The following is a 13,469-nucleotide window of genomic DNA, read 5'->3' as shown; positions in this document are numbered from 1 at the left end:
AGGAGAGCGGGCGAGTCGAAAGTGACTCGCCCGCGGCCTGAGGAAGAGAGACGGCAAAAAATCTGTTGAGTCCCACCGTCTATAGCCACCATGAACGGACCTGGAGCCAAGAGCTTGAACGGGACAACCGGTACACCTGAAGACCAGTCACAACTCGGCAGACGGCGCTTAAGGGCGACACGAAGAAGGTGAACGCTCTCAATCCCACCAGAACGACCATGTGGGACTGCGCAGTAACCCTCCCGCCAGTTCAGTCACGCTCCCACAGCCTTGATGAACGAGGTCAGGGCAGTACGCAAACTGCTCGGTGGCGAGCACAAGCGCCTGGGCCGCTTCGGTCGGTGGGCGCTCCACCCGACATTCCACCATGTCTTCTGTGACGCACATGACCTGCAGGCTGTACTGGTCGTGCCAGTACTTCAGCACGGCGTGATGCTCGGCCGGGAGCGGACAGCCATTGAACCGCCCAAACCCCAACCAGGTGGGGGCGTCCCAGGTCGCCTGCGTGGGCACCAACGCCAGAAACACCTGGGGGTAAGGCTGCCGGGTCCGCCAGTCCTGGTTGCTGACGACCCCCTCCTGCCAGGACGCGGGGACCAGCGCGTCCTGCGCCACGCTGCCAGCATGCTGCTGCGCTTCCTCCAGGCTGAGGACCAGAGGTCCAATCTCCGTCACGAGCTCGGGATCCTCCTGTTCTCCCACGAGCCAATGGGCGATGAGGTCAGGACCCTGGAGGTTACCTGCAAAGGACACTGGCGTAACCCGGCTTGGAGCGAACGGCCGGGGTCCAGTGATGACGGGCCACAGCCCCGTGTCACCATGCTGCTCGGTCAGCTGCTGCCACACGGGCAGTGCTTCCTGACCCGCGACGCTGAACGTGAGCACGATGTGGCTCTGAAAGACGACCTCCTGCACGTTGCCAAGCGTCGGTTGGCCAGCGAGGACGGAAGGAAGCGGCTGCATACGTCAGCATAAATGGCACAAGAGGAGGCGCCTTATACACTGGCCATGTGAACGTCAGGCGACTTCTGGGGCTGCATCCTGAACAGCACGCCTACACTGGCTTTACAGCCCACGCCGCGGTGGCCGGCCTTCAGGGTGATGGCGAGGTCTTCGTGTCCCTGTGCGACGATCCCGGGAAAACCACCAGCCTGATTGAGCTCAGGAGCGTGCCCGCACTCCCGGGCCACGTGATCTACCGCCATACCAGCAGCGTCGAGTTTCTGGATGTGATTCAGTCCTACGAACTCAGCGGCACGGCGCTGTATCTGAACTACAGGCCTGCCATGGCCTCACTGATGCGGGCGAAAGGCTGCGCGGTGTCCTTTGGGCATTCTGAGCTCCCTTTGCCTGAGCTTGCCCGTGCATTGAGCGTCCTGTTCCCCACCCAGTGAGGTGGAGGGCTGCTACAGGTGGCCCTCTGCTCTGCCTGGCTCACGATCGCTTCAGGTGTTTATAACGCTCTCATACGAGTTCCGAACAATTCCGTCATGTGTTACGGAATTGTTCCGACCGGAGGAAGCAGGAAAAGAGACGAAGTTCCGGAAATTGGAGGAACATCCGGCTCTTTCCCGGATGTTACGGAAATGGACGGCACTCCGTATCAGACCCAGTGGGTCAGCGGCGAGACTTTCCCAGGTGGGACCTGACTCCCTTTCACGGTGCGCGGGTCAAGTCCACCATGTCATCTCACGGCGTCGTGTCAGGCCTTTCAAAAAGGCAGATGGTGGCGTCCTCGTCCGTGAACTGAGGCGCCACCAAGCGCACCACGTACCGCTGGTCTCCTCGGGTCCAGTCGGCTTCTTCTCCAGAGAGCGTGCCCAACGCCTGGGCTGGACGCCACACCGACAAAGTGGCCTGAAAGCGGGCCGCATTCTGGATCATGGCGCGCTTGATGTCAGCTGAAAAGCGAGATTGGGACGTCCCGGAGAACACCAGAGGGCCGGGGCCGTTGCTGCAGAGGACTTCACTTCCGCCGCGTTCAATCCCTAGGTCGTACAGGACAGAGTTCTGCTCACCTGATCGGAATGTCAGGAAGCCGCCAAGGATAACAGCAAGAAGAATCAGCCCAAGAATCCACAAGACCTTCTTCCGACCCGCCATGCCTCAGTGTAAGCGGCCCTTGAAGCTTGGCACCGCATGTGTGTCACAGAAACACCCTACAGGAGCTAACTTTTTCATGGGTACCAGAAGTTTTGACTGGTAGTCACCCGATACACATAACAAAATGTGCAGCGCAGACCGCACAGACTCATTACACTCTTTTCTGTGCGAACTCTTTTTTCCGTGGGGTTACTGACCCTTGGTTCTCTTGCATCGGCAGAGATTGTCCGTATTCCTGGAACTAATGTCTACTACTCCAGGTCCTTTGATGCCATGACTGACCAGAACCAGAGCCGAATTTTTGTGACTGAAGTGAATGATACAGCCGCAGAAACAATGATGATTTTCTACTGCCGTTCAGGACGTATTGATGCGTTTCTGGACACCAAAAACGTGCTGCTCAGCGATGATCAACTGGACACCGGCAAAGGCCCCAATCTGATGTACCGGGTGGACAGCCAGCAAGCCAAAACCATTCCAACCCAGGGCACGCTGGTAGATGACGAGCCCGATGCAACTGCCCTTGCTTTCGACATTGCCCGTGACGACATTGTGTTCGCCGCGTTCAAAAACGCCTCCTCAAAGATCGTGATGCGCGTGCTGCGTCGGGAAGCATCTTCGCTGGATTACACCTTTTCAACACGCGGCTTTAAAGACGCGCTGCGCGCAGTCAATAACTGTCAGTGAACGTGCGACGTTCAGCGGACGATGGCGCAGGAGTGACAGCACATCATTCGCTCGCTTCGCCGCGTTCTACTCTGCCTCCTCCAGCGCCCAGATCGCCTGCGGGGTCTCGCGGCGGCGAATGACGGTCCATTCGCCGGCCGCATACAGCACCTCGGCCGGGCGGGCGCGCGTGAGGTAGGTGCTGCTCATGGCGGCGCCGTAGGCCCCGGCTTCGCCAATGGCCAGCAGGTCGCCGCTCTGGGGCGCGGGCAACGGCACGTTCCGCGCCAGGATGTCGCCGCTTTCACACGCGGGCCCGGCCAGATCCCAGGGGCCCACGCCGGGGCGCTCCCACAGCGGTCGCACCGGGTGCTGCGCGCTGTAGAGCATGGGGCGCAGCAGTTCGGTCATGCCGGCGTCCACCAGCGCAAAGGGGCGGCCGGTGACCTTGGTGCCCACCACGCGCGTGAGCAGCGTGCCGGCCCCGGCCACCAGATAGCGGCCCGGTTCCACCCACAGCTGGGCGCCGTACGCCGCCGCTGCCGCGTGGGCTTCGCGCGCAATGCCGTGCAGATCGGCGTCCAGGCTCCAGCCGCCCCCAGCATCCAGCACGGCCAGGGGGCCAGTGTGCGCGCGCAGGTCGCGCAGCCGGGCAAAGGCGGCCGTGAAGTCCCCGGCGTTGCGGATGGCACTGCCGATATGCACGTGCAGGCCCAGCGCAGTGTGCCCCGCGCCGCGCAGCGCCGCCAGAATCCTGGGCGTCTGGTCGGGCGTGACTCCAAATTTGCTGCTGGCCGACCCGGTGGCAAGGTGGTCGTGGGTGCTGACCTTCAGGGCCGGATTGACCCGCACCAGCACGCGGGCGGCAGGCGGCAGCAACCCCACCTCCTCTTCGCGGTCCAGGATAAAGGTGGCGCCCAGTTCGCCGCCCAGCCGGTATTCAGCCTCGGTTTTGGCCGGACCATTGACCAGCACGTGCTCGCCCCGCGCCCCAATGTGGGCGGCGCGCGCCAGTTCGCCGGTGCTCACGCACTCGAAGCCTACCCCCGCCGCCTGCAGGCGCCGCAGCAGGGTCAGGTTGGGGTTGGCCTTCATGGCGTAGTGCACCCGGGCGTTCCCAAAGGCGGCGCGCACTCGGGCCAGCGCGGCGTCCAGTTCGGCGGCGTCGTAGACATACAGCGGCGTGCCGTAGGTTTGGGCGGCGGCGTGCAGGGCGGCGTCAGGCAGACTCATGGGGGCGAGTGTAGCGGGGCTTGACAGCCACGCGCCCACCACCCAAACTGGTCAGACCACTGACCACTTTGCCCGTCCCCCGGAGGCCCCGCATGACCCAGCCGCTGCGCCCCGCCCTGCACGCCGAAGAAACCCTGCTTTCGCGCTTGCTGGACGGCACCTACCCTCCCGGCAGCCTGCTGCCCGCCGAACGCGAACTGGCCGCCGGACTGGGCGTGACCCGCCCCACCCTGCGCGAGGCGCTGCAACGCCTGGCCCGCGACGGCCTGCTGGAGATTCGCCAGGGCAAGCCCACGCGCGTGTGCCACCCCGAGGAGGGCGGCCTGCGGGTGCTGGCGCACCTGTCACGTGCCGGACACCTGAGCGGGCTGGTGCCGCAACTGCTGGACCTGCGCGCGGCGCTGCTGCCGCACTGGATGGCGGCCTCGGCGCGCCTGGACCCGGGGCCGCTGCGCGCGCACCTGGGGGCCCCGCCCACGCCCGGCACCCCGGACGCCCCGCAGGCCTTTACCGCCTTTGACTGGACAGTGCAGATGCTGGCCGCCCAGGGCAGCGGCAACGCCCTGGCGCCGCTGCTGCTGGGCGCCTTTCACGAGGTCTATACCCAGGCCGGGCCCCTGTACTTCCAGGACACCGCGCGCCAGGCCCGCGCCCTGGAGCACTACCGCGCCCTGCACGCCGCGCTGGCCCTGGGCCCCGATACTGCCCGGCAGGCCGCGCTGACCACCGCCCTGGACAGCCTGCGCCTGTGGCCGGGGGCCCAGCCATGATGGACCTGCTGCAACGCGCCATTCCGGTGTTCGCGCTGTCGCTGCTGATTGAGTGGGCCGCCTACCGCTTTCTGGGCGACCACGATGAACGCGGTGAGCCGAAAATGGGCTACGCCGTGCGCGACACCCTGACCAGCCTGAGCATGGGCCTGGGCAACGTGCTGATCAACGTGTTCTGGAAGGCGGCGGTGCTGGGCATCTACACCGCCCTGTACCTGTGGACACCGCTGCGCCTGCCCTCCAGCGCGTGGTGGGTGTGGGTGCTGCTGTTCTTTCTGGACGACTTTGCGTATTACTGGTTTCACCGGATCAGCCACGAGGTGCGCCTGTTCTGGGCCAGCCATGTGGTGCACCATTCCAGCCAGCACTACAACCTGTCCACTGCCCTGCGCCAGACCTGGGTGCCCATGACGGCGCTGCCCTTCTGGCTGCCGCTGCCGCTGCTGGGCTTTGAACCCTGGACAGTGCTGCTGGCGCAGTCGTGGAACCTGCTGTACCAGTTTTTTGTGCACACCGAGCGCATTGGGCGCCTGCCCCGGCCCATTGAGTACGTGTTCAATACCCCCAGCCACCACCGCGCCCACCACGGCAGCAACGACGTGTACCTGGACAAGAATTATGCGGGCATCCTGATGATCTGGGACCGCCTGCTGGGCACCTTTCAGCCCGAAACCGAGCGGGTGCGCTACGGGCTGGTGCACAACATCAACACCCATCACCCTGTCGGCGTGGCCTTTCACGAATTCGCCGCCCTGTGGCGCGACGTGAAGGCGGCCCGCACCTGGCGCGAGCGGCTGAATTATCTGCTCCGGCCCCCAGGCTGGCGGCCCGGACAGGACGGCTAGGCCGTGAACGGTGGCGGCCAGGCCACCGTTTTTCCCGTCTCCCTGCGCGTGCCCGGGGGGCAGATCCAGCTTCCTGCCCTCTGGAGCCCTGCGCCGCATCAGGGCAGCGGCGCGCAGTCAGACGCCCCCCGCACCGGGTGCCGCCACAACGCAGAGGGTGCTCTTCGCTGCCCAGAGGCCCGCGGTGACTGGGCCCTGACAAAGCGCCTGTCAGACCCGGGGCACCTTCATGCAGCACCTTCAGGGGGAGCGCCATGGGAGTGTGTGACGCCTGCCACCGCCAGCTTTCCGTGAAGATTGGTCCGCCCAGAGCGCGTTCTGGCCGCAAAGCGGCTCAACGGGGCGCGGGGCCTGCCCCGGTGTGCTCCCACCCGGGGCTCTGGCCAGTCCAGGCCGACTTCATCCTCACCCAATCTGTCTCATGTCAGAGCGCTGTGAGCGCCCAGACGCCATCTTTCAGGCACTTCGTTCAGAGATGACTCAAACGAAGAGATGCGCTGATCTCTGTCCTGTAATCCGGGCACCTCGGGCAGAGGGAGCAAGTGGTGCGACCGACTCGGCGCGTTCTGGGTGGACCCTCCGTCCATCACGGACACCTTGTCTGCAAGAAAGGGAGATCATCATGAAAAAGATCAACGTGATTCTGGCGGCTCTGGCCCTGTGCTCCACCTCTCCTGTGCTGGCTGCCGCGACGGCAGCGACGCAGCAGACCACCGTGACCGCCACCAACAGCGGCACCGACACCCTGACAGTGACCGGGAACCTCTCGGTGGACTTCGTGAACGCCGAATTCGGCACCACCCCGCAGGCGGCCGGGACCGCCACCGTGGCCTATGAAACCCAGAACAACACCGCCGACGGTGACCGGTCCATCACGGTGTCGCTGGCGCTGGCCGCCAACGCCACCACCCTCCCCGATGGCCTGACCATCCGCCTGACGCCCACAGTGGGCACGGCCGCTGCGGGCAACGGCGGCACGGGCGCCACCGTGAACTTCACAGGCAACGATCTGGCCGCCAAGAACCTGATCACCGGGATTGCGCAGTTCACCACGGGCGGCAACGCGTCGGTGGCGTACTCGGTGATCGCCACGCGCGGCTTCGAGAACTTCACCGGCACGCTGACCTACACCATCGGCACGGGCCTGTAAACCCGGTTCAGCTCCAGCTTTGGGGAAAGAGTCTGTGGGCCCTTTCCCCTTCTTCTTGAGGTTCATCCATGAGACAGCTTGCCGTGATAGCCGCCTTCCTGAGCCTGGGCGTGGCCCGTGCCCAGGTTCAGGTGACCAGCTCCCTGGTGATGGAACATGCCGCTGCGGGCAGCGCCGTTCTGGAAGGCTCGGTGACCCTGAGCAACCCGGGCAGCGCCCCCGTTCAGACCCAGCTGTCGCTGGGTGACGTGCGTTCGGACGCCAAGGTGGGCACGGCGTATCTGAAACCCGGCACCCTGGAGCGCAGCAACACCAGCTGGATCAAATTCCCCAGCACCCTGGTCACGGTGCCGGCCCGGGGCAAACTGACGGTGCCCTACCGCGTGCAGGTGCCGCAGAACGCGGCAGCCGGCAGCCACTGGGGCGTCATCTTCGTGACCCCGGTGCCGGCCAGCACGGGCGCGGCGCCGGCCCGGCCCAACAGCCTGAGCCTGCAACAGGTCACCCGCTACGCCGTGCAGGTGGTGGTGCAGGTGCCCGGTGGACAGGCGCGGCTGAAGTTTCAGGACCCGCAACTGGGCCGGGGCACAGGTGGCCTGCAGCTGAGCGTGACCCTGGGCAACACAGGCACCCGGCTGGCGGTGCCCACCACCCGCGCCGAGATCTACGACGCCCGGGGCAAACTGGTGCAGAAACTGGCCGGCCGCCCGCGCCGCGTGTACCCCGGTATGAGCGTGCTGGAAACCTACGCCCTGACCGGGCTGCCCGCCGGCAAATACCAGATTCTGGTGCTGGCCGATGACCGGGGCGCAGACCTGATCGGCGCGCGCTACGCCTTCACGGTGGACTGAATGAACCGGCGAGGCGCGCTGGTGCTGACGGGTCTGTTGCTGGGCGCGGGCGCGCAGGCCGTGACCGTCACGGCCTCGCCCACCCCCCTGAGCGCCGAGGCACGCACGCCGCTGACCTTTGCCGTGGAGCTGCAGAACCCTTCCGCGCAGCCCCAGCGCGGCACCCTGACCCTGGCGTTGCCGCCCGGCTGGACCCTGCTGGCGGGCGACCCCAGCTATGAGCTGGCGCCCGGCGAAAGCCGCCTGGAACTGCTGACCCTTCTGCCGCCCGCCCGCCTGAACGCCGGGGCCCTGACCCTGCGCGTGGCCAGCCCGGAATCGGCTGTGAATGTGCAGGTGCAGGTGCCCGCCGCCCCCCGCCTGGAGATAGAGGTGCTGGACGCTCCGGTCGCCAGCGCCAGCGCCCAATACAGCGTGACGTGGCGAGTCACGAACACTGGAAATGTGGATCAGGAGCTGCAGCTTTCCGGCCAGGGCGACGGGACCCAGGTGCAGCTCAGCCGCACCCGCCTTCCGCTCGCTCCCGGTGAGGCGGCCGAGGTGCAGGCCCGGGTGCAGGTGCCGCCCGGGGGCCGGGCGCAGCCGCTGCAGGTGACCCTGAAGGTTCAGGGCCAGGGGGCCGCCGCGACCAGCCGGGCCAGCACCGACCGGGTGCTGCGCCGCCCTGCGCCCGCCCAGCTTTCACACGTCTTTCCGCTGCAGCTGACCGTGGGGGGGGGCACGGCTGCGCCGGGTCAGGTGGACTTTACCCTGACCGGGCAGGGCGCGCCGGTGCAGGGCGACCCGGGCACCCTGCACCTCTCGGCCAGCCGCACAGCCTTCCAGGTCACCTACGCCCGCCCGGACGCCGCCTGGAGCGCGGGGCACCTGAGCCCCCAGCAGCACCCGCTGCTGGCCGCGCCGCTGCTGGGCGCGGCGGGCACGCGGCGCCTGGGTCCAGTCACCTTCAGCGCCTACGCCGGGCAGCGCCAGGGGCAATTCAGTGTGGGCGGCGGCCTGCTGGCCCAGGGCGCGCAGGGCCAGCTGGGCCTGGAACTGGACCGCACCGGCCCCCACCTGAAGGCTGGGCTGTACGGTCAGGTGCAGGGTGGACTGGGCGCGGGGCGGGTGCAGGCCAGCGGCGCCCTGGCCCTGAACCTGAGCACCGGCGGCGCCGCTGCCGAGGCGAAGGGCCTCTACCAGATGGGCGGGGCCGAGCTGAGCCTGCAGTATGCCGGGGCCACGGCTGGGTGGAAAGGTGCGGCGGCCCCCACCCAGACACTGAGCGCCGGCCTGAACCTGCGGCCCCAGGCGGACCTGACGCTGGGTGTGCAACTGGGCCTTCAGGGCAGCGGGCCGCTGACCCCGCGCCTGAGTGCCTCGGCCTCGGTGCGGCGGCACTTTGGGCAACTCGGCGTGAGCGCCCTGCTAAGCCCCGCCGCCCAGAGCGTGGCAGGTACGCTGAACCACACCTGGGGAAGCACGCCCCTGCGCCATCAGGTCACCTGGACCGCCCCCACGGTGGACGCTGGCCCGCAGCTGAGTTATCAGGTGGGGGCCACCCGCCGCCAGGACACCCTGCAGCTGCTGCCCACCGCCGGCTTCAGCCACGACCTGCGCAGCGGGCAAACCGTGCTGTCGGGGGGCCTGCGCGCCGATTACCGGGCCAGCCCCCAGACCACCTACAGCGCCGCCGTGAACACCACGAACCTGCGCGCCGGGCAGTTCAGCGCCGAATTGAACGCCACCCATGCGCGCGCGGGCGGCGCCACTTCGGCCCTCAGCGCCAGGGTCTCGCACCAGGACGCCCGGTGGCGGGGCGAGCTGCGCGCGGCGGTGACTCTGGCTGTGGAGGTGCCGGTCCACCGCCGTGCGGACCTCGCGCGTGTGGAGGGCCGGATTCTGCTGCCCGGCGGCGCGGGGGCAGCGGGGCTGCTGCTGCGCGCAGGCGACCTGGCCACCGAAACCGACGCCGAGGGCCGGTTCGTGTTTGAGGCGCTGCCCGCCGGGAGCGTCACCCTCAGCCTGCTGGGCGGCACGCTGCCCCCAGGCACCCAGCTGGAACCTGCCCTGCCGCTGCTGCTGGACCTGCGGCCCCAGGAAACGCGGCGCCTGGAGGTGCGCGGCCTGCAGACCGCCACCCTCAGTGGCCGCGTGCAGCTGCAGCTGCCGGAGAACCCCGAGGTCCGCGAGCTGCTGAGTGCCGACCTGCCTCCGCTGGGTGGGCTGGACGTGCAGCTGAGCGCCCCGGGGCAGGCCCCCCTGACCGTGGCCCCCAACCCCGACGGCTCGTTCAGCTTTCCGGGGCTGCGGCCCGGCACGTACACGCTGCAGTTTGCACCCCAGGCCCAGGCGCTGCTGGCCGGGCATGGCGTGCCGGCCCCGCTGGAGGTGACCCTGCGCGGCGCCGAGCAGCGCGAAGTGGATCTGGCCGTGCAGTGGCGCCCCCGTGAGGTGCGCATAGACGACGTGCAGGAATTGACCCCGGCACCACTGCCGCCACAGACACCCTGAGACGGGATGCCAGCGATGCCAAAGCTTGTCAGAAGGGCGCGGGGGTGCTGTTCCCTCGCCGTAGTCCCGCATGCCCTCGTCTTCGCTCTGCGGTGCAGCGCTGCGAGTCGGCTCCCCTGAGTTCCCTATGCGGCGCCATGGCCCAGCCCGGTGTGCTCCGGCGGTTCAATTGCCGCGCGCCTCACCGCCGGCGCGGGCCCGCTCTGTTAAGCTGCCCGGCTGTATGAGCGCGCCTGTGCCCCAGCCCCAGCCCGTCCCCGCCCCTGCCCCTGGCACCGGGGAACGCGTGCTGTGCGCCATGTCTGGCGGCGTGGACAGCAGCGTTACGGCCGCGCTGCTCAAGGACCAGGGTTATCAGGTGGTGGGCGCCATGATGCGCTTCTGGCCCGACGACAAGCGGGTAGACACCTTCGACAGCTGCTGCTCGCCCGACGCCGCCTATGAAGCCCGCCGGGTGGCCGAACAGGTGGGGGTGCCCTTTTACCTGCTGGACTACCGCGAGCAGTTTCAGCGGCACATTGTGGGACCGTTTCTGGACGAATATGCCCGGGGCCGCACGCCCAACCCCTGCGTGAACTGCAACACCAAGGTCAAGTTCGACGAACTGGTGAAAAAGGCCAAGATGCTGGGCTGCCGCTACGTGGCCACCGGGCATTACGTGAAGCGGGTGGAAACGGAAACGGGCGAGGTGCAGTTCTGGCGCGGTGACGACCCCCGCAAGGACCAGACCTATTTCCTGTGGGGCACCCCGCAAGAGGCCCTGCCACACATCCTCTTTCCGGTGGGTGAACTGGAAAAGCCCCAGGTGCGCGCCATTGCCGAGGCGCGCGGCCTGCTGACTGCCCGCAAGCCCGAGAGCCAGAACATCTGCTTCGTGCCGGGCAAGGTGCAGGACTTCGTGGCCGAGCACCTGCCGCAGGCGGGGGGTTATATCCGCGAGATCGCCACGGGCGAGGTGGTGGGCGAGCACCTGGGCACGCAGTTCTACACGCTGGGACAGAAAAAGGGTCTGGGCCTGTACCAGAGCCACCGCGTGCGCCATGTGGTGCATCTGGAGCCGGCCACCAACACCGTCTGGGTGGGTGAGTACGAGGACTGTCTGTGGCGCGGCCTGCGGGCAGGCGGCGCAAACTACCTGCTGGACCTGTCCGCCCTGCCGCGTGACCTGGAGGTGCAGGTGCGCTACCGCACCGCCCCGGTGAAGGCGCGGGTGGTCCACGCCGACGAACACGGCTTCGAGCTGGCCTTTGCCGAGCCGCAGTTCGCCGTGGCCCCGGGCCAGAGCGCTGTGCTGTACGCCGGGCCCCGACTGCTGGGCGGCGGCCTGATTGAAGACCACGTGCGCGAGCTGCCTGCACCCCAGCCCCCGCCAAAACAGCGGCCTACCGTCAACCTGAGCTGATCGGCTGTCCGGATCATACGAACTCGGATTGATACGGACTGCCGTCCATTTCCGTACCATCCGGGAAGAAGGGGGATGTTCCCCGCCTTCGGCGCTGTTCCAGCCCAATTCCCGGAAATCCGCATTTGTTCCTTCTCTGCTCCGCAGCTCTTCGAGTCCCTTCGGTCGAAAAAATTCCGGAACACATTACGGAATTTTTCGGAAGCCGTATGAGTCGCTGACAAAAGCGATTCAATCCCAGCGGACTCACAGCGCTGCTTCGCAAAGCGAGCAGGAGGAGCATGAGCTGTCGGGCGTGGCGTCGGTACAGTGGCTCTTTTTCGATATGTGGGCGTTATAGACGGAATCCGCATCCGACAGATTCCGGACGGCCCCCTTTGCCCCGCTCCGGTGCTTCCACCCCTCTCCGTCACCTTTTTTCCTTCTCCCTGTGCTGGCGCAGCTCTACGAACCCGGTCGGGATTCACCGTGGCTCCAGTTCAGCTGGAATCCTTATCCCTTCAGGCGCGTGACGTTGCAGGTCTTCAGCTGGCCGGGCTCGCCTTCCAGCTGGGCCGTTGCGATCTGCTCCGGGCGGTTCTCGCTGGTCACGCCGGTGCGGGTCTGTCCAGGCAGGATCTTCTGCGTCACCCGCAAGAAACACGCGAACGGTTCGGCACCGCTGAAGGGAACGAAGGTGACGATCAAGGTGTTGATGTCGTACAGCAGGTCCTCGCTGCGGCCTGCGGTGTGGGTGCTGAAGAACACGCTTCCGGTGCGTCCCCTGAAGGTCACGGCGTTCTTCTGTTTCAGGGTGGCGCTCCACTCGAAAAATTGCATGCGGTCGTCCCCGGTCGTGAAGGGCGGGACGCGGACGGTGACCGTGCTGGCTTTGCTGGTCGTCCACTGGACGCGCCAGGTCTGTCCTGTCTGAACGCCGAGCGCGGCGGCCCTGGCCTGCGGCAAGGAGGAGGAGGTGGCCCGGCTGGGAAGGGCGGTGAGGGAGCCCAGGCAGAGCAGGAGAGGGAGCAGGAGGCGTGGAGCGGTTCGCATCAGTACAGGCTCCCCACCTCCACCCGGCCCTCGGGCTCGCCGCCCTGCTGCAGGTCAATCAGGAAGTTACGGGTCAGCTCGGCGCCTCGCGCCACCAGATCGGCGGTGGTGCTGGCGATGTGCGGGGTCAGGATGACGTTGGGCAGGGTCCACAGGACGTGGTCGGCCGGCAGGGGCTCGGGGTCGGTCACGTCCAGCACGGCGCCGCCCAGCGTGCCGTCCTGCAGGGCCCGGACCAGATCGTCAGTCACGATCAGCGGGCCCCGGCCCACGTTGCACAGCCACGCGCCGGGTTTCAGGCCCGAGAGGGTCTGGGCATTCACGGCGCCGCGCGTCTGTTCGGTGCCCGGCAGGAGCAGCACCACCCAGTCGGCCGCCGCCAGCAGTTCCTGGCGCTCGCCGGCCGGGGTGCCGCTGCGAATGCCACTCACCTGCGCGCCCAGTGGGCTCAGCATCCCTTCCAGCTGGCGGCCAATATGGCCGTGGCCCCACAGCACCACCCGCTGCCCGTCCAGCGTGGTCAGCGGGGCAGGGCCCGGCAGGGCGGGCGAGGCCCACTGGCGCCGGGCCTGGGCGTCCCGGAACAGGTGCAGCCCGCGCGAGGCCGCCAGCATGCCCGCCAGCACATGCGTGGCCACGGCGCGGTCGTGCAGGCGGCTGGCGTTGTACAGCGCGGCGCCCTCGGGCAACTGGCCCTGCACATGCTCAATACCGGCCGTCAGGGTCAGCACCCAGCGCAGCCCCGGGGTGGCCAGCAACTGCCGGCGGATGTCCGGGCCCACCAGCCACAGCACGGCGCCGTCGGCAGGCCCCTGGGGCACCTCGGTGCGGCTGTAAAACGCGAAGTCCACGCCGGGCACGCTGCCCTCGTCGTGGGCGGCCAGGGCACGGAATTCCGGGGCATCGGGCACAAGAACGCGCATG

The 13,469-nt window shown here is 67.5% G+C and carries 13 protein-coding genes and 1 riboswitch; of the genes, 8 read left to right on the top strand and 5 right to left on the bottom strand.

Features of this window, described 5'->3' with window-relative positions; genetic code table 11:
- Positions 1–198 precede the first annotated feature (198 nt).
- The gene (locus C8263_RS09210) at positions 199–963 is read right to left on the bottom strand and encodes a DUF4253 domain-containing protein (RefSeq protein WP_107137816.1); all 765 of its coding nucleotides are present in this window, start codon (positions 961–963) and stop codon (positions 199–201) included.
- Between the two features lie 47 nt (positions 964–1,010).
- Between C8263_RS09210 and C8263_RS09205 the strand changes: the two genes are divergently transcribed.
- Positions 1,011–1,394, top strand: coding sequence for a hypothetical protein (locus tag C8263_RS09205; protein ID WP_107137815.1), 384 nt, complete (start codon positions 1,011–1,013; stop codon positions 1,392–1,394).
- A gap of 295 nt (positions 1,395–1,689) precedes the next feature.
- Here the strand turns inward: C8263_RS09205 and C8263_RS09200 are convergent, their stop codons facing one another.
- Positions 1,690–2,103, bottom strand: a complete 414-nt coding sequence (locus tag C8263_RS09200) for a hypothetical protein (RefSeq protein WP_107137814.1) — start codon at positions 2,101–2,103, stop codon at positions 1,690–1,692.
- 165 nt (positions 2,104–2,268) lie between these two features.
- Between C8263_RS09200 and C8263_RS09195 the strand changes: the two genes are divergently transcribed.
- Positions 2,269–2,790, top strand: a complete 522-nt coding sequence (locus tag C8263_RS09195; protein ID WP_146160642.1) for a hypothetical protein — start codon at positions 2,269–2,271, stop codon at positions 2,788–2,790.
- A gap of 66 nt (positions 2,791–2,856) precedes the next feature.
- Here C8263_RS09195 and lysA read toward each other — a convergent pair whose 3' ends face one another.
- Entirely contained in the window at positions 2,857–4,002 is a 1,146-nt protein-coding gene (gene lysA / locus C8263_RS09190) for a diaminopimelate decarboxylase (protein ID WP_107137812.1), read from the bottom strand.
- Positions 4,003–4,094: 92 nt separating this feature from the next.
- On the opposite strand from lysA, the gene C8263_RS09185 reads away from it, so the two are divergent.
- The 6 genes from C8263_RS09185 to mnmA all read left to right on the top strand — a co-directional run bounded on the left by C8263_RS09185 (position 4,095) and on the right by mnmA (position 11,513).
- A complete protein-coding gene (locus C8263_RS09185; RefSeq protein ID WP_107137811.1) occupies positions 4,095–4,772 on the top strand; it encodes a GntR family transcriptional regulator in 678 nt (225 codons plus the stop codon).
- Positions 4,769–5,617, top strand: coding sequence for a sterol desaturase family protein (locus C8263_RS09180; RefSeq protein ID WP_107137858.1), 849 nt, complete (start codon positions 4,769–4,771; stop codon positions 5,615–5,617). The genes C8263_RS09185 and C8263_RS09180 overlap by 4 nt, the downstream gene beginning before the upstream one ends.
- A gap of 481 nt (positions 5,618–6,098) precedes the next feature.
- Positions 6,099–6,183, top strand: a riboswitch (cyclic di-GMP riboswitch).
- Positions 6,184–6,239: 56 nt separating this feature from the next.
- A complete protein-coding gene (locus C8263_RS09175; protein ID WP_107137810.1) occupies positions 6,240–6,767 on the top strand; it encodes a hypothetical protein in 528 nt (175 codons plus the stop codon).
- Between the two features lie 68 nt (positions 6,768–6,835).
- A complete protein-coding gene (locus C8263_RS09170; protein WP_107137809.1) occupies positions 6,836–7,618 on the top strand; it encodes a hypothetical protein in 783 nt (260 codons plus the stop codon).
- The gene (locus C8263_RS09165) at positions 7,619–10,111 is read left to right on the top strand and encodes a hypothetical protein (protein ID WP_107137808.1); all 2,493 of its coding nucleotides are present in this window, start codon (positions 7,619–7,621) and stop codon (positions 10,109–10,111) included.
- A gap of 223 nt (positions 10,112–10,334) precedes the next feature.
- Complete coding sequence (gene mnmA, locus C8263_RS09160) at positions 10,335–11,513, top strand: tRNA 2-thiouridine(34) synthase MnmA (RefSeq protein ID WP_199188359.1); 1,179 nt, start codon at positions 10,335–10,337, stop codon at positions 11,511–11,513.
- Positions 11,514–12,005: 492 nt separating this feature from the next.
- Here mnmA and C8263_RS09155 read toward each other — a convergent pair whose 3' ends face one another.
- The gene (locus C8263_RS09155; protein ID WP_107137806.1) at positions 12,006–12,332 is read right to left on the bottom strand and encodes a hypothetical protein; all 327 of its coding nucleotides are present in this window, start codon (positions 12,330–12,332) and stop codon (positions 12,006–12,008) included.
- Positions 12,333–12,544: 212 nt separating this feature from the next.
- On the bottom strand, positions 12,545–13,468 hold the full coding sequence (locus C8263_RS09150) for a D-2-hydroxyacid dehydrogenase (protein ID WP_107137805.1): 924 nt from the start codon (positions 13,466–13,468) through the stop codon (positions 12,545–12,547).
- Between the last annotated feature and the right edge of the window lies 1 nt (position 13,469).

Origin of the sequence: Deinococcus arcticus, assembly GCF_003028415.1 — a bacterium.
In the GTDB taxonomy this organism is placed as follows: Bacteria; Deinococcota; Deinococci; order Deinococcales; family Deinococcaceae; genus Deinococcus; species Deinococcus arcticus.
The sequence above is the reverse complement of the archived record's forward strand: the minus strand, read 5'-3'. Positions and strand labels throughout refer to the sequence as shown.